Origin of the sequence: Nostoc sp. CCY0012, from assembly GCF_963920855.1 — a bacterium.
Lineage (GTDB): Bacteria > Cyanobacteriota > Cyanobacteriia > Cyanobacteriales > Nostocaceae > Cyanocohniella.
Window position 1 is genome coordinate 1 of sequence record NZ_CAWUDM010000118.1, and the last position, 16,288, is coordinate 16,288.

Annotated in this window: 17 protein-coding genes; 8 read left to right on the forward strand and 9 right to left on the reverse strand. The window is 41.2% G+C overall.

All coding sequences use genetic code 11. The features are described from left to right. Positions 1 to 36: 36 nt before the first annotated feature. On the forward strand, positions 37 to 1,500 hold the full coding sequence (locus tag ACM0OS_RS24240; protein ID WP_414545752.1) for a Ni/Fe hydrogenase subunit alpha: 1,464 nt from the start codon (positions 37 to 39) through the stop codon (positions 1,498 to 1,500). Between the two features lie 404 nt (positions 1,501 to 1,904). Here the strand turns inward: ACM0OS_RS24240 and ACM0OS_RS24245 are convergent, their stop codons facing one another. Both ACM0OS_RS24245 and ACM0OS_RS24250 read right to left on the reverse strand, forming a co-directional pair. Further along, positions 1,905 to 2,792 (reverse strand): DUF1963 domain-containing protein, encoded by an 888-nt coding sequence (locus ACM0OS_RS24245; RefSeq protein WP_414545737.1) that lies wholly within the window; start codon positions 2,790 to 2,792, stop codon positions 1,905 to 1,907. Between the two features lie 67 nt (positions 2,793 to 2,859). Beyond that, positions 2,860 to 3,249 carry a pentapeptide repeat-containing protein gene (locus tag ACM0OS_RS24250; protein ID WP_414545738.1) on the reverse strand — a complete coding sequence of 130 codons (390 nt, stop codon included), beginning with the start codon at positions 3,247 to 3,249 and terminating at the stop codon, positions 2,860 to 2,862. Between the two features lie 271 nt (positions 3,250 to 3,520). Here ACM0OS_RS24250 and ACM0OS_RS24255 point away from each other — a divergent pair, with 271 nt between their 5' ends. Both ACM0OS_RS24255 and ACM0OS_RS24260 read left to right on the forward strand, forming a co-directional pair. After that, the gene (locus ACM0OS_RS24255; RefSeq protein ID WP_414545739.1) at positions 3,521 to 4,750 is read left to right on the forward strand and encodes a hypothetical protein; all 1,230 of its coding nucleotides are present in this window, start codon (positions 3,521 to 3,523) and stop codon (positions 4,748 to 4,750) included. Between the two features lie 110 nt (positions 4,751 to 4,860). Then, on the forward strand, positions 4,861 to 5,343 hold the full coding sequence (locus ACM0OS_RS24260) for a hydrogenase maturation protease (protein ID WP_414545740.1): 483 nt from the start codon (positions 4,861 to 4,863) through the stop codon (positions 5,341 to 5,343). A 208-nt stretch (positions 5,344 to 5,551) separates the two neighbouring features. Here the strand turns inward: ACM0OS_RS24260 and ACM0OS_RS24265 are convergent, their stop codons facing one another. Further along, a complete protein-coding gene (locus ACM0OS_RS24265) occupies positions 5,552 to 5,755 on the reverse strand; it encodes a hypothetical protein (RefSeq protein ID WP_414545741.1) in 204 nt (67 codons plus the stop codon). 69 nt (positions 5,756 to 5,824) lie between these two features. Between ACM0OS_RS24265 and ACM0OS_RS24270 the strand changes: the two genes are divergently transcribed. From ACM0OS_RS24270 to ACM0OS_RS24280, 3 genes are read left to right on the forward strand one after another with little or no spacing between them, the layout of a single operon-like run. Continuing rightward, on the forward strand, positions 5,825 to 5,950 hold the full coding sequence (locus ACM0OS_RS24270; protein WP_414545742.1) for a DUF6887 family protein: 126 nt from the start codon (positions 5,825 to 5,827) through the stop codon (positions 5,948 to 5,950). Between the two features lie 30 nt (positions 5,951 to 5,980). Beyond that, positions 5,981 to 6,355 (forward strand): NINE protein, encoded by a 375-nt coding sequence (locus tag ACM0OS_RS24275; RefSeq protein WP_414545743.1) that lies wholly within the window; start codon positions 5,981 to 5,983, stop codon positions 6,353 to 6,355. An 11-nt stretch (positions 6,356 to 6,366) separates the two neighbouring features. Continuing rightward, positions 6,367 to 6,900 (forward strand): helix-hairpin-helix domain-containing protein, encoded by a 534-nt coding sequence (locus ACM0OS_RS24280; protein ID WP_414545744.1) that lies wholly within the window; start codon positions 6,367 to 6,369, stop codon positions 6,898 to 6,900. Positions 6,901 to 7,369: 469 nt separating this feature from the next. Here the strand turns inward: ACM0OS_RS24280 and ACM0OS_RS24285 are convergent, their stop codons facing one another. Beyond that, complete coding sequence (locus ACM0OS_RS24285) at positions 7,370 to 8,977, reverse strand: S8 family serine peptidase (protein ID WP_414545745.1); 1,608 nt, start codon at positions 8,975 to 8,977, stop codon at positions 7,370 to 7,372. Positions 8,978 to 9,152: 175 nt separating this feature from the next. Between ACM0OS_RS24285 and rpe the strand changes: the two genes are divergently transcribed. Beyond that, positions 9,153 to 9,860: a ribulose-phosphate 3-epimerase gene (gene rpe / locus ACM0OS_RS24290; RefSeq protein WP_414545746.1), complete on the forward strand. Its 708-nt coding sequence runs from the start codon at positions 9,153 to 9,155 to the stop codon at positions 9,858 to 9,860. A 183-nt stretch (positions 9,861 to 10,043) separates the two neighbouring features. Here rpe and ACM0OS_RS24295 read toward each other — a convergent pair whose 3' ends face one another. The 4 genes from ACM0OS_RS24295 to bchM form a co-directional block, all read right to left on the reverse strand. Then, complete coding sequence (locus tag ACM0OS_RS24295) at positions 10,044 to 10,424, reverse strand: DUF423 domain-containing protein (protein WP_414545747.1); 381 nt, start codon at positions 10,422 to 10,424, stop codon at positions 10,044 to 10,046. 18 nt (positions 10,425 to 10,442) lie between these two features. Beyond that, entirely contained in the window at positions 10,443 to 10,928 is a 486-nt protein-coding gene (locus ACM0OS_RS24300) for a hypothetical protein (RefSeq protein ID WP_414545748.1), read from the reverse strand. Positions 10,929 to 11,019: 91 nt separating this feature from the next. Next, the gene (locus ACM0OS_RS24305) at positions 11,020 to 11,442 is read right to left on the reverse strand and encodes a hypothetical protein (RefSeq protein ID WP_414545749.1); all 423 of its coding nucleotides are present in this window, start codon (positions 11,440 to 11,442) and stop codon (positions 11,020 to 11,022) included. A 44-nt stretch (positions 11,443 to 11,486) separates the two neighbouring features. Continuing rightward, the gene (gene bchM / locus ACM0OS_RS24310; protein ID WP_414545750.1) at positions 11,487 to 12,173 is read right to left on the reverse strand and encodes a magnesium protoporphyrin IX methyltransferase; all 687 of its coding nucleotides are present in this window, start codon (positions 12,171 to 12,173) and stop codon (positions 11,487 to 11,489) included. A 550-nt stretch (positions 12,174 to 12,723) separates the two neighbouring features. On the opposite strand from bchM, the gene ACM0OS_RS24315 reads away from it, so the two are divergent. Beyond that, entirely contained in the window at positions 12,724 to 14,805 is a 2,082-nt protein-coding gene (locus ACM0OS_RS24315; RefSeq protein ID WP_414545751.1) for a cation:proton antiporter, read from the forward strand. A gap of 541 nt (positions 14,806 to 15,346) precedes the next feature. Here the strand turns inward: ACM0OS_RS24315 and aroF are convergent. Next, positions 15,347 to 16,219, reverse strand: coding sequence for a 3-deoxy-7-phosphoheptulonate synthase (gene aroF / locus ACM0OS_RS24320; RefSeq protein WP_414545753.1), 873 nt, complete (start codon positions 16,217 to 16,219; stop codon positions 15,347 to 15,349). Positions 16,220 to 16,288 lie beyond the last annotated feature (69 nt).

Below are 16,288 nucleotides of genomic sequence, written 5' to 3' on the forward strand. Positions count from 1 at the left end.
TCTCCCCATCTCCCCATCCCCTCATCTCCCCTTGTTATGTCTAAAAGAATCATCATTGACCCTGTTACCCGCATTGAAGGTCACGCCAAAATTAGTATTTACCTCGATGATGCTGGACAAGTAAGTGATGCGCGGTTTCATGTTACCGAATTTCGCGGATTTGAAAAGTTTTGTGAGGGTCGTCCACTGTGGGAAATGCCAGGTATTACGGCACGGGTTTGTGGTATTTGTCCGGTGAGTCATTTGTTGGCTTCGGCTAAAGCAGGCGATCGCATTTTGGCTGTAACTATACCTCCGGCTGCTGCTAAACTCCGCCGGTTAATGAATTTGGGGCAAATTATCCAGTCTCATGCTTTAAGTTTCTTTCATCTCAGCGCCCCAGATTTATTGTTGGGTATGGATAGTGACCCCCAAAAGCGTAATGTCTTTGGGTTAATTGCAGCCGATCCAGAATTTGCTCGTGGTGGTATTCGCTTGCGTCAGTTTGGTCAAGAAATTATTGAGTTATTGGGAGGACAGAAAATACATCCATCTTGGGCCGTTCCTGGTGGAGTGCGAGAAGCTTTGTCAAGAGAAAATCGTACCCATATTTACAACCGCATTCCCGAAGCACGCACCACGGTGTTGAATGCGTTGGCTAAATTTAAAATCTTACTCCAAGACTATGAACAAGAAGCCCAAACCTTTGGTAACTTTCCTAGTTTATTTATGGGGTTAGTTACTCCTGAGGGTTTGTGGGAAACTTACGACGGACGCATTCGCTTTGTTGATAGTGCGGGTAATATCATTGCCGATCAACTTGACCCCACACGTTATCAAGAATTTATCGGCGAAGCTGTACAATCAGATTCTTACTTAAAATCTCCCTATTATCGACCTTTGGGTTATCCTGACCACAATGACCATTGTCGGTTACAAAGTGGGATGTATCGGGTAGGGCCGTTAGCTAGGCTGAATATTTGTAGTCATATTGGTACACCGTTGGCTGATCAGGAATTACGAGAATTTCGTCAGCGCTTTCACGATACAGTGACATCATCATTTTGCTATCATTACGCCCGCTTGATTGAAATTTTGGCTTGTATTGAGCAAGTGGAAATCTTATTAGATGACCCAGATTTACTTGCAACACGACTGCGTGCGGAAGCTGGAGTTAATCAATTAGCAGGGGTTGGTGTCAGTGAAGCACCACGTGGTACATTATTTCATCATTATCAAGTTGATGAAAACGGCTTAATGCAAAAAGTGAATTTGATTATTGCCACAGGTCAGAATAATTTGGCCATGAACCGCACAGTTGCCCAAATTGCCCGTCACTTTATTCAGGGTACAGAAATTTTGGAAGGAATGCTCAATCGTGTAGAAGCAGGAATACGTGCGTTTGATCCCTGTTTAAGTTGTTCGACTCATGCAGCTGGACAAATGCCTTTACATATTCAATTAATCTCAGCTGATGGCCATGTTGTCAATCAAGTATGGCGGGAAGGAAACACCAGATAATAAAAAAAGTAGGACTTAAGTAGGTAGGCACAAATAAAGTCAACTATGTAACAGAATATAAAATCCTTATAACCCTTGCGTATCGCTAAAGCGAAAGCTCCGCTAACGCGGAGCGTGACCGCTTCGGTCTTATACTTCGCTTCACTCCGTTACGTATGGCTAACGCCACGCTCTGCGAACGTAATGACATACCTGTAAATTTTCCTGCCTACCTACTTACGCAACTGGCATATTATTTTAAGTTTGTAGTGAGGACTTTAGTCCTTTCTTCGAGACGCTCTACGGTAAGCGCAGCTATGCCCGCAGAGCTTGACAAGATAATATCTGTTCATGCAGCCTTCCCGTAGGGTAGCCCTTACTACAAGCAAAAATTTTTTATTACAAGTTATATCTGGAAGTTTCTTTCACATACGCCAAAAACAAGAGCCAACTTTGCTAAAATCCAGGTTTATTAGATCACTATCTTCGATAAAAAAGTAAAAGTTATCATCAGAGTTGAATGGATGTTTAAGTTGTAACAGCAATCTTCCTTTAGCTCCTTCTATATCTACTTCAAAAGGATCGAGAGATACATATCCACCCAACTTGTTACCAAGGCCTGCTGTTTTATTCTCATCATCATAGTCTGAAAGCCAGCTATGAAATTCCTCAGCAATGTCCATCAGGTCGTCAGGAATAGCGATTTGTTCATCCGAATATCGATCTTCCCAGAATAAATCGCGCTCCACAGAAAATTCTAAGGCATAAATCTGGTCATACCATTCGTGGTTTTCGCGGATGCTTTCTGTAAAACTAAAATCAGTAACTAATTTACTTTCATCCTGAAAAACTTCAGGAAAATAGAGGATGCGGTGTTTCTCAGGACTAAGCTCACACATCGGGACATCTAACCCTGAATAGAATTGGATAATTCCCTGCTGGGGTAGATGAAACCCCTCAATCTGCGGTAAATCGATACAATTTACCTGCATGAGAAACATCATCATCTCACCTGTTTTTCCATCAACAGGGTAACTGGTTCCCTGGGGAAGATAGGGATGACCGCCAATTTTACTTTGCCACAGATGTAATAGATCTCCGGTTAAATCGGAATTGAGGCAACCCACATCTTCCTCAGTAATTTTGATGTAACGGAGTAAATTTGTTGTCAAAAAAGATCGCAGTGGCTCAAACTGTGGCGGTAAATCGCGCAAAAATTGCGGAGTATTGTGATGTTCTTCGGTCATAAATTGCTTAGGTGGCGGGTGTATATTTTTAACGCCATCATCATAACCATCACAAGAGCAAGCCATAGCAAAATTAACATTTATGGGTCATCCCAAAATCTGTCTGACTCATTCCCCTATTCCCCAGTCCCTACTACCCTTCTTGTATCTGTACACCCGCTTGAGCCAAGTCAAAATCTGGGGGAAAATGGGTATTGCGATCGCAGTCTGCTTTTTCTAGCTGTGTTCCTTGCAGATTGGCATTTCTCAGGTTAGCTGACATTAATAATGCTCCCCGTAAATCAGCATCTTGGAGATTAGCTTGACTCAAATCGGCAAAACTCAAGTCAGTTCCCCGCAGATTAGTACCCTGGAGATTGGCTTCACTTAAGTCTGCGTAGCTTAAATCACACCCTTTTAAATTGACACCTGATAAATCTGCTTTACCTAGTTCCACCCGACTAAAATCACGTTGACCTGATGCGTATCTCTCTACAAGAGTAGCTACTGTATTAATAATATTTTGTGAATTTACTTCAGACATATATCAATCCATACCTTTTGATGTTTGTAGAGAAGGTTTCTATTCATCAACATATCAATAGAAGCATTCTCTAGTGAACCAGCAAACAAATTCATCATAAAACTGGTAATGTCTCCAACACAAACATAACTAATATAAATTTATTTTTCTGGTTTTGCGTTTTCCTCACAAGTTCCTCAAATTTTTTTCGTAATTTCAAATACGAAGCCATCTTAGCCAATCACATCATAAAATTTTCAGTCCCATAACAAATACCAAGGAGGGTAGACGGATGTCATCCCTTAATTTATTAGCTGTTTTTAATTCTGCCAATTATTGGCGAACTGGTTGTATTAATATACCCTGGCAAGCCGTTGTTCAACAGTGGCAAATTCCACCTGAAGAACTGGTAATTAGTGATTTGCGTGACCTTGCACATACGCCCATAAATCAACAAATCGACCGCATCGATCCAGAAGATCCTACCCGTGATACTTTGGTTTTAGAATTGTCAAATCCTATACCCCCAGGTTCACCAGAAGAAATCCTGGTTTCAACTTTCTTGCGAGTAGATCGGGGAAAGCCGCAGCAGATGAGCGTGGGTGAGCCGAATATAGAAGTAGTCTATGGTTCAGATGGGCGAGAACGAGGAGTCAGACTAGTTAATAACCGTTTAATTGTTTGGTTTAATTTAATACCTGCACCCGAAGACAATGGTCGCAATTGGTTTTCTGGTTCAGCCACCAGTGTCCAGCTTGACCACCAAGAAATACTCGATCCGTTTTTGGCAGCGAAAGGGGAATGGTTAGGTCAAGACCCCGAAAAACGTTGTATGCAGGTAAGTGAACTGCAATTACCAGGCTCTTCTCATCCCAAATCACCTTATTATCAAGTTTCTTTGTTCAATCATGCTTATCGGCTAGTTTCTCAATCTCAAGGGCCAGTGAGAGCGAGTATTACCATTGCTTCCGAACCCTTTGATTATATGGGTGCAGACCCAGTTACAGGTAAAAATCGTCATTTAATCTGCGAACTTTACCGAGTAATTAGTTTGTACGCTGGTGCAGACTATTTAATGGAAGAACTATTTGTTAAAGGTAAACCCAAAGCTGAAGAAGACAGGATAGGGAATACTCCAGAAATAGTAAATATCCCCTTTGGATTACATTACTTTGCTCACATGAACATGGGACAAACCCAGGATATTGAACAAGTATTTCCTGTACCCGATTGGTTTGCTGTCGGTTCCACAACCCCGCCTTATGCAGCCTACGGTTTAGCAACGAATTTGCATATCGAAGCGATCGCCCATCCCTATGAAGATAATCCCAGTTGTTTCTCCTGGCAATTATTACCTGGACAGTCTGCTAAATGTCTGCATATGTTCATGCGCGGTCAACCAGAAGGCTTTGATGCCAAAGTCGGACATACTTGGTACGAGTTAATTTATGGCCCCTTGAAAGCCGAAATTTATCAAGATGCTGCGATGAAAAGTCCAGTGAGGAAGTCGGTCAGAGTTTAGAACCTAGAACATTCTCTCTCTGCGTCTTTGCGCGCCAGTTGCTACAAGTCGGGGAACCCGCCCAACGCACTGGCTTGTCTTTGCGTGAGATTATCCTCTTGGTCATGAAAATGGATAAGACTATTTTAGTAATTGGTTATGGTAACGATTTACGTAGCGATGACGGTATTGGACAAAAAATAGCTAATGAAATAGCTGGTTGGGGTTTATCAACAGTGAAATCCTTAGCAGTTCATCAACTTACCCCTGACTTGGCGACAAATTTAGCCAATACTGAATTAGTAATTTTTGTTGATGCTTATTTACCAGTAGACAAATTTGATGTGCGAATACAGTCACTTTTACCTGCCGCTGATTATGCCATGACTGGACATACCAGCGATCCTCAATCAATTTTAGCCCTAACTCAAGCCCTTTATGGTCATTGTCCTTGTGCTTGGTGGGTGACAGTACCCGGAATAAACTTTGAAGTAGGCGATCGCATCTCCCAAGTTGCCGAAACAGGTAAGGCGATCGCCTTAATCAAAATTATCCAAATTCTCGATCAGGCAAGAAACCTCTGGGTAGAAGTTCCACCCAATAAATACAAGTAAAGTTGATACAAAAACCTCTTAAATCCATCAACCATAGCGCTTATGATATCTTAAAGGCCGAGAAAGTTAATCCGCTGGATGTTGAAGTGGAAATCGCTGTTATGGGAGACAGATAACTTAATATTTTGCCTTGTCCATCTTCATTTTTCGTACCAAGGGGCATTACACACCCATAATTCAGCCTTCACCACTATTAACAAACCAATTTTCAACTCGGATATCGTAAATCAGCAAAATCCTCATCAGTAAAAATAATCCCTTCACTTTCAATTCCCTGTCTAAATTTTTGTAATCCTTGCCAAAAATTCTCACCTCTAGATTCCTCCTTTTTTTGACGCAGAAACTCAAATAAATAGTCTCGTTCCTCTGTGGGTAAACTGTTAATAAAATTAATGATTTCTTGTAAATTCATCAATTAAGCTCCGCGAAGCTAAACCCCATCTTTGCTAACTGTATTTTAAACCGGTGAAGAAATTATACAATGAGTAATTCAAATTATCGAGAATTAACCGACTCAGAATTACGGGAATATGTCAAGCTTCACCCTCAAGATGAAGAAGCTTTTCAGCATTGTAGATGTTTTGCGGCGATCGCTGTCTTATCTTAGAAATGAGATAGTGGTATTTTAATTGGGAATATGTTGACTAAACGCAAAAGTCGAAGTGTGGCTGCAATTTTAGCTTTGTCCGGGACGCTGACAATTTCCGGTTTACATAAGTTTTATTTAGGACAGCCGTTGTGGGGTATATTATATGTCTTGCTATCCTGGACACCTATCCCCAAGGTGGCTAGTGCAATTGAAGGAGTTTGGTATTTAGCCCAAGATGAAGAAGCTTTTGATCGTCACTTCAATCTGGGTAAGTCAGCAGTCAAAAATATCCAGCCTGTAGGTAATCAGGTAAGTGGAATTGCTGAGGCTTTGCGTGAATTAGATGCACTCCGCCAAGATGGATTAATTTCGGAATATGAATTTGAACAAAAGCGCCGCCAGCTGCTAGACCAAATTTCTTGATGCAAGCAAAAATGATGAACTGGCTACCTTTAAATTCCAAGTTGCAAAAACTCCGCGCCAAACTCCTCAACGACCCGTACTATAGACTACAGTCTGGGGACGAAATTCAGCTAGCTGCACAACTGGGTATCCGCATTGATGCGAATCAAGCAACTGTGGATGATTGGTTAAGGTTACCTGGGTTATCCATTCATCAAGCGCGATCGCTTGTGGAACTTTCCCATTCAGGCGTTAAATATTACTGTATAGAAGATGTGGCTGCGGCTTTAGCCATACCACCCCAGCGACTAGAACCATTAAAGCCACTACTCAATTTTATTTATTATGACCACGAATCTCTAGAGCGTCCTACCCAGTTAATTAACCCCAACACAGCCACACCAGAACAGTTAGCCACAATTCCCTTTATGGATATTTCCATTGCTCAAGCAGTAGTGGAAAATCGGTTATCAGCCGGGCCTTATCGTAATTTAGTGGATTTTCAAAAAAGATTGGATTTACCTGGTGAGGCGATCGCTCAACTTATGTATTTTCTGAGATTTTAATCATCTTCATTGGGGAAAGCCGGATTCTCTCTGGCTTTTTTTTATTTCGATTGCTGGGGAATTACTGGACTTCCCAATAAGAAACCTTTATTTATTTTTATACACAAAAAAGCACTTAATATAGTTGCATATTAAGCGCCCTTTCGTATTGGATTTTACCAAATCACTGGTCTGATGCCACATTTCTGAATTTGCAACACCGCTGGAATCAGAAGCATTGCCAGAATAACTTGTAACAAACATTGAGTGATGTGGTAACACTCCTTGCACTTATATCAATGGTATCTCTTCTAGGATCAAATGAAACATTTTATTCATGACAGTTTACTAACTGACACTAGTGACAAATGATTCATCACCAATTGTGTTATTTGAAACTATTGATAAGCATTATTACATAAAAGTATAAAATAATACTTATGTTTATGACCGCTCATTAACGTAAAAACCCATGTGTACAAGGGCGAAATTACTCAGGTGAAGCAGATTGAGTAACACTCCACCAAGCCAAACCGTAAGTTTGAGTTGCTTCATTCACCTGTTCACGAAACTGGACACGGATTTTATAGTTACCAGTATCAGGCACAGGGCAGAATATGTGTTCGACATTATCTATTTCACTGACTGAAGAGCATACAGCCCCAACGTATGGGTTATCATCATCAGACCTAACCAAGTAGAGATCGAGATTATTGAAGCCGCGATCGCTAAATTGCTCTCCTAGATCATATTTTTGATTCTTATTGGTATCATTTAGCTCTACCAAGCGATGCCAATTGAGAGTAATATTGACAAAACTTCCCTGTTTTAACGGTTCGGCTAACATATAATCAACCGTTGACCCTACATTCACCGTGCCATAATCCCAACCCTTAGCGGGGACTGTCTGAGATGGTTTCCATTGACCCGCGCTAAATTGTTGATAAGCACGATAAGCATTTAAATGACCTGTACCCATTTGTGAGTCTAAGGGAATTTTAGGGTCTTGGTAAGCATCAGAATCCAGCCAGTCTTGATTTTGTTTATCAATAAGTGTCCGCGTCATTCCCAAATGCAAGCCATCACCCTTATCGGCGATTTTGTCGGCTGAATTGAGCAATACAGCCTTCATTACTTGCTGACGACGAGCATCAAGACTCCAATTTGGTTGGTTTTTTCGTAGCTGTTGGTCGGCAAATTCTTGCAACAAGGCCACAGTAGCTGTCACTTGAGGCGCCGCAAAGCTTGTACCTGTGACCTTATTCAACTTACCATCGGGATTGAGCATGGGAATGTTGCTACCAGGTGCGACCAAACTGACAGAAGGACGACCATCAATATTAAACTCTTTCCCAGCTAACCTAGCTGTTGCTCCGTAATTAGGCCCCGCCAAATTAGAAACGTCAACTTTATTATAAAAATTGCCTCGGCGGGATGAAAACGCCACGTTCATGCCATTAAAATTATCTGTAGGGATGGGAATACCACCTTTACCTTGATTGCCTGCGATCGCATACAAAATATTATGAACGCGACTCGACCAGTCAATACATAAAGTCAATAAAGCATTACCGTCTAAAACCGCATCTGTGCGAGGATCACGGCTGAGAGGTTCACCAAAGCTAAAGTTAATGGCGCGGACATCACCACCATTTTGTAAAGCTATATGTTGCGCTGATAAACACTCTTCTGGCTGTCCCATATTTTTTGTAGAACCCACAGCCGAAGAATATAGTCTAGCTTCTGGGGCCACTCCAGGAAAAGCTTTATCTTGACTGACCATCACACCAGCTACATTGTAGGCATGGGAATCAACACCGCTGTTGGATTTGGCTGGTTCATTACGTAAAAAAACAGCTGCTAACGATATGGCACGATTTTTCGATACTGCTTTATCCCAACCAAACATTCCCGGTCGCCCAATTTCTACTTGACCAATAGCAATCTTGCGCCCAAGTAAATTATAAGGAGCTTGATGTAGCTTGAGCGCATCAATACCATTAGTACCTAAAGAACTTGGCAAAGCTGAAGCAAGTACAGGCACACTTAAACAAGAAGCACTCAATCCCCAAATTATCCAGCCTAGTTTTTTGCTCATTGTTTAATAGTTAATTATTAGTTATTAGTAATTGTTTATCAAGATAATTTTGTCTGCTTCCCTGTGTGGGAGTATTTCCTTTGCATCCTTAACAAGTTGGGATCAAAGTGATCAGCAATTGCTCAATGTTTTGTTACAATATTTACAGACGAGAACGCTTTAAAACCCACTAACCATGACCCAAAATTCATCTCAAAAGCCCATTGTGATTTCTCCATCTATCCTATCAGCCGACTTTAGTCGTCTGGGCGACGAAATTCGTGCCATAGATGCAGCTGGAGCCGATTGGATTCACGTTGATGTAATGGATGGTCGTTTTGTACCTAACATTACGATAGGTCCTCTGGTTGTGGAGGCGATTCGCCCAGTGACAACCAAGCCACTGGATGTCCACTTGATGATTGTGGAACCAGAAAAGTATGTAGAAGGTTTTGCGAAAGCGGGTGCTGATATTATTTCTGTACATTGCGAACATAACGCTTCGCCTCACCTGCACCGCACTTTAGGACAAATTAAAGAACTAGGCAAAAAAGCTGGAGTTGTTCTTAACCCTGGTACTCCTTTAGAGCTAATTGAATACGTTCTCGAACTGTGCGACTTAGTACTAATCATGAGCGTCAACCCTGGCTTTGGTGGTCAAAGCTTTATTCCTGGAGTTTTACCCAAAATTCGGAAATTGCGTCAAATGTGTGACGAACGTGGTCTTGACCCCTGGATTGAAGTTGATGGTGGCTTAAAAGCGAATAATACTTGGCAGGTTTTAGAAGCGGGAGCTAATGCAATTGTTGCTGGTTCCGCCGTATTTAACGCCAAAGACTATGCTGAAGCGATTACCAACATTCGTAACAGTAAGCGCCCTGCACCAGAATTGGCCAAAGTTTAAGTTAACGTGAGTTCGATACATTCCCCAGAACCCCGCTTCCATTCCTCTCAAAGTCAAGATTTTTGCCCCTTCCCTACAAGGGAAGAGGTTGGGGTTAGGTTCCGTCGAACTCCAGTTAAGTTAGGTACTTGATTAATCAAACGCCAAAAATAGAAGTGGGTGGGAACTTCCTACCCCATTTTTTTATAACTTCAAATTCCCGGCTGCAATAGCTAAAGCACCCCAACCAGCCAAAAAAGCAGCACCACCTATAGGTGTAATGGCACCTAAAATTTTCACACCAGTTAAACTCAAGGCATATAAGCTACCAGAGAAAATCGCAATGCCAATGATAAATAGCCAACCACTGGCTATTAAAGTAGGTTGAGGAGACTCAGTGCGACTAATTAAAAGAGCTACTAACAAAAGTGCTAGAGCATGGTACATTTGGTAGCGAGCGCCAGTGTCAAAAATTTCTAGCGATCGCTCACTGATTTTTTCCCGCAAGGCATGAGAAGCGAAAGCACCTGCGGCTACGGATAAACCACCAAGAACGGCAGCTATGCTGACAAAAGTTTGCGCCATTTCTCACTAAGATTGATCTTAGATATCAAAATGATATGATACAGCGCCTTCTTCGTTGACTTGAAAATTTGCATTAAATTCTTTAGCTTTCAAATCTAAATATTCTCTAGCATCGGCTGCGGGTAGTTGAGAATGCATCGCAAAGTTTAAAACAGTGACACACCCTTGGTTTTCTTGGAGCATATTGTAAAACGTAGTTTGCAGGCGATCGCTTAATTGTTGTTGAAGTACCTTTTTTTCATTCTTGCTTTGACGGTACAACCCTAAGCTCATCCAACCGCCCAGCAAGATTGTGGGAACGCCAAAAATAATACCATTTCTCCCAATATCACCAAGGTGAGTAAAAGCAGGTTGATTGGGAAAGTCTATGAAAGCCTCATTGGTTGCTGTAGAAATAGGCTTGACAATAGATTTTCTCTCTAGACTAGCCGAGACTGATAAAGTCAAAAACATAAATCCGAGTGTTAAAAGCCAACCCGCAGCCAATTTTTCAGCAGTCTTCATAATTTCACTTCAGATTTTAAACTTTGCTTGTGATTTTAACCTTACTTGGCAAAAGCTTCCATTAAAAACTGGTGATTGTGGCTAATTAAGTTCAAATATGAAACAAGTAACTAATGTCACCTTGATCACTGGGTTCAAAAGTGGCGTTAAATTCTTGGGATTTTTGATTTAAATATTCTTGGGCTTGTTTTCCTGGTAGCTTTGCTTCCATCGCCAACTGTAAAACAGTAATTTTACCATTATTGGCTTTGAGCATTTGATAAAAAATAGCATCCAGGCGATCGCTTAACTCTTGTTGATCTTTTTGGCGCAAACCCCAGAATATATATCCTCCGCCTGCTGCTAATGGTACACCAAAGATTATTCCTCCCCAAAAAGCACTTTGCGCTTCTGCTTTTTCTTCTGGAGTTTTATCTTCTGCGGTTAAATCAGATAACGTGCTGAAGCTAACCAACAAACATAACAATCCCAAAGACAGCATGAAACCAGCAGAAACTTTTTTAATGATTTTCATACTTGCGGCAGAGTATATTTAATTACATTGCCGCAATTTTAACCTCATTTACGCGTAGCTTCCAGTATCCGGGAGTAATAAAAGCGAGTCTTAGTCATTGCTTGGCGTTGAATGGCAAAACCGTTACTTTCCAGGATTCTTACCACATCAGCCTCGCGGTGTAGATAAGCACGAGTTGTTTTACTAGGGCCAGGAAAGAAACTGCCAATCTTCTTGAGTATACTCAAGGCACAGGTCTTGGGCGCAAAACTGATGATCATCCGTGACTCCGCCAAAGAACAAAGGTGAGAAATCATCTCATCGGCTTTTTCTTGGGGGTAGTGGATGAGAACATCCAAACAAATTACAGTATGGTATTGACCACTCAAAGATTCCAAATCCTGGACAGCAAAAGTTGGATTTTCGGCATTTCCCAAGGCTGCTAAGGCTCTATCTTTACCTTCTGACACCATTTTGTCAGAAATATCGCTGGCATAGACTTTAGCGCCATCTGTCGCTAGAGGGATGCTGAGACTACCCACGCCACAACCCGCATCACAAATTGAAAGTTCTGCTAAATTAGCATCATCTTTCAGCCAGCCAATAACTGTATCTACGGTTTGCTGGTGTCCGTTGCGGATGTCTAGTTGGACTTTATTGACTTCACCATCGCCGTAAATTCGCCGCCAACGGTCGAAACCTGTGGAATTAAAATACTCACGGACAATGGTTTTATCGTCGGCTACGTTCATAAAAGTTTGATTTTTAAGGGTTCCCAATGTTTAAAATTATCATTAATAGCAACTGCCGAGAATACTCTTGCAGATTTTCTTTAGGAGCTTCTTCTTTTACTCACACCATAGCAGTTACTTATAGATAATACTTAATTATCTCCTATTTTATGGCTTTAAGGAATGATATCCTGGGATTTTCACTCGCTAAACATCAAAAAGCACTGACAGTTAATTACTGAGAAATTCTTGGTTAATTTTAGTTAAACTTTTGCTATCCCACTTACCTTTATGAGCTAACCTCAAGCTTTCTTATTATCATTATGCTTGTTGAACCTGGTTCTTGAGATAGAATTATAAAATGTAAGTGCAGTATTTATCCTCATCAAAAAAATGTTTTAAGGAATATTAGAAAAAATAAACAACTACTTTTAGAATACTGTTTTTCAAACAGCAATACACAGTGATAAATTATTTTTTCAATTGCAGTAACTTTTAAGAACCAATAAAATAATCCTGTTTATATAAAAAATACATAATCATTTTGCTCATTTAGCTCTATCGAATAAAAATGGCATCAAACGTACTCATCGACAGTCCAATTATTGCATTTACAATTCTCCTCACAGTAATTTTTACTGTGCCGCCTATATTCGAGCGATTTAAAATACCTGGATTAGTCGGTTTACTAGTAGCAGGTGTAGTACTAGGGCAAAATGGTCTAAAGCTTTTAGACTCTAACTCTGACACTGTGAGACTGCTCTCAGATATCGGTAAAGTATATCTGATGTTTGTCGCTGGTTTAGAAATTGACCTGAAACAGTTTCGCAAAACTAAAAATAAATCTATTGGTTTTGGAACTTTTACATTTTTAGTACCATTAATTGCTGGTATTTGTGTAGGCAGGTTCTTCGATTTTGGTTGGAATGCTTCCGTACTCATTGGTTCTTTGCTAGCATCCCATACGCTCTTGGCATATCCCATTGTCAGTCGTCTGGGAGTGGTGATGAATGAAGCTGTAACAGTGACAGTTGGCGCCACAATTTTTACTGATACAGGCGCTTTATTAGTCCTAGCAATTTGCGTGGGAATCCATCAAGGAGAGTTCACAGCCCTAAGTTTAATAACTTTGTTAGGTGGGTTAGCAATTTACTCTGTATTAGTACTATTTGGTTTTGACTGGGCAGGTAAAGAGTTTTTTCGTCGTTCTGGGGATGAACAAAGTAACCAATTTTTATTCATATTGCTAGCATTATTTTTGGCATCTGTAGGAGCGCAAATAGTCGGAGTAGAAAAAATTGTTGGGGCATTTTTAGCAGGTTTAGCAGTCAACGATGTTGTCGGACGCAGCCCAGTTAAAGAAAAAATTGAGTTTATTGGTAGCGTGTTATTTATCCCTTGTTTCTTCGTAGACATGGGATTATTAATTAATATTCCGGCATTTATTCAAACCCTCAGTTCAGTTTGGCTGACAGTGGTCATCGTAACTGCTTTGATTGGTAGTAAATTTATAGCAGCATTGTTAGCAAAGCTAGTTTATCGCTACAGTAATGTGGAAATGCTCACAATGTGGTCGTTATCACTACCACAGGTAGCAGCGACATTAGCAGCTGCCTTGGTTGGTTATCAAACCTTAAATCCGGCTGGTGAAAGGTTAATTAGTGAGGGAGTCTTAAATAGTGTAATTGTGCTTATGCTAGTGACTTCTATTTTGGGGCCATTAATCACAGCCAGATTTGCCGTCTTATTACAAATGCCCCAGACAGATTTTGAAACAGAAAGTCTTTTAACTTGGTGGGAAAGTTATGAAGGTCAGCCGCTAGAAAAAGCTCAAAATTCATTTACTGTCGTAGTACCAATATATAACCCGCAAACCCAGGTTTATTTAATAGAATTAGCCGCTTTAATAGCTCATCATCAATCTGGAAAAATTGTAACTTTAGCTGTTAGTAAAGCCCATGTTCACATGGATGATCCCCAGTTAGGTATAGCACTTCACCAAAGTCAGCAACGATTAAAGTTAGCGAAAGAAATTAGTCAAGAATTTCATGTGCAAGTGTCAACGGCAATTCGCATTGATGATGATATAGCTTTAGCAATTAGTCGCACCAGCCGAGAACAAAATGCTAGTTTGATAGTCATGGGTTGGTCTCGCACTACAGGCTTACGGGCGCGCTTATTTGGTAATGTCATTGATAGCGTTTTTTGGTCTTCTCACTGTCCGGTAGCAGTAACACGTTTAGTGAGTAGTCCCAAAACAATCAAAAAAATTCTGGTACCAATTGGAGACTTAAGACCACAAACCATCAGCGCTTGGCGGTTTGCGGAAATGTTGGCTGATGTCAATCAGGCAGAAGTAGTACTAATACATGTATGCAATCGTAATACTCCCTCTAATTTAGTAGAACAATTTACAACTCAATTGTCTGATATTGTTGCTAAAAGTCAGTTACAAGTGAAAACAAATATTCAAATTATCATCAATGATGATGTTGCTAAAGCCATAATTCGGGAAGCTGAAGCATTTGATTTAGCAGTGTTACGTTCCGTCCGTTATCGCACTACAGGTGGATTAGCTGTTAGCCAAGTAACAACCGAAGTGATTGAAGAATTGACTTGTTCTATTGTGTTGTTGGGCGAGGCGCATCTTTGAACTAAGTAACCCATCTTCCGCACCCTAAACTGTCACACAACGAAAAATGGTCGTTTGGGGGTTTGGGATTAGCGATCGCCACCTAAGATTTCGACCTTTTTGTATAAAAAACATCCTAAAATGAATTCAAAAATACGAAATTACCGATTGTGACACCGGGGGGTGCGGAATGTGGGAGTAAACATAACTATACTGTTGTCATTGTGAGGACGTATGACGTTCGCGTAGCGTGTCGCTTTGCGACTCAGCAATGGCAAGGGTTTTGTCATTTTTACATTCTGTTAACGTGAGTTCGACGGAACCTAACCCCAACCCCTTCCCTACGAGGGAAGGGGCAAAAAATCTACAGTTTGGTACGAAAAAATAGTGTTTTTAAGCCTCTCCCCGCGTCGGGGAGAGGAATGGAAGCGGGGTTTTTTAAAGCCATCGAACTCACGTTCTGTTACATAGTTTGCTTCCATAGTGCGATCGCATCCCCCTTGTTATATCCTGGGTAAATGCGATACGCGTAGCGTCAAGCCTTCGGCTTATCGCCAAAAAGTTAAGCAGCACAAAAAATAGGGGCAGATTTAACATCCACCCCAGTTTTAATGGCTATACTCCGTCCTACAGCAACTGCTACAGGCTTTAAACAATCTACCAAACTCAGCATATCTTCTAAAGAAAGCGCCTGACGTGCATCAGAAACAGATTTTTCTGGTTCAGGATGACACTCAATAATTAAACCATCAGCCCCACAAGCCACAGCCGCCTTCGCCAGAGGTGCGACTAATTCCCGTTTCCCTACAGCATGAGAAGGATCTACAATCACAGGCAAGTGAGTTATTTGCTTGAGTGCAGCTACAGCCCCTAAATCTAAAACGTTGCGCGTGTAATTATCAAAGCTGCGGATACCTCGTTCGCACAACACCACATCTGGATTGCCGTGACTTAAAATATATTCGGCTGCCATGACAAATTCTTCAATAGTCGAGGCTAATCCACGCTTGAGTAAAATAGGCTTACCAGCTTCACCCAAAGCCTTCAGCAAATCGAAGTTTTGCATATTGCGGCTACCTACTTGCAGCATATCAGCATGAGCTGCAACTATCGGTATTTGGGAAATTGACATCACTTCGGTGACAACAGGAATATTGTACTGCGATCGCACCTTTGCTAAAACATCCAATCCAGTTTCACCCATACCTTGGAAAGCGTAAGGAGAAGTCCGGGGTTTATAAACACCACCGCGTAAAGCCTGTACAGGTGCAGTAGATAGAGTTTCCGCAACCATCTGCATTTGTTCTAAGCTTTCCACAGTGCAAGGGCCACCGATAATTACTAGTTCATCACCACCGAAAGCAACTGTTTCTGAGAGTTTAACGATTGTCTGGTGTTCAGAATGAGATTGTGAAGCAAGTTTGGCGTTAATCATTGTTTGATTCTCCTGATTGGGGACAAGGGGATTGAGGGATAAGGGGATTGGGGGACAAGGGGACAAGGG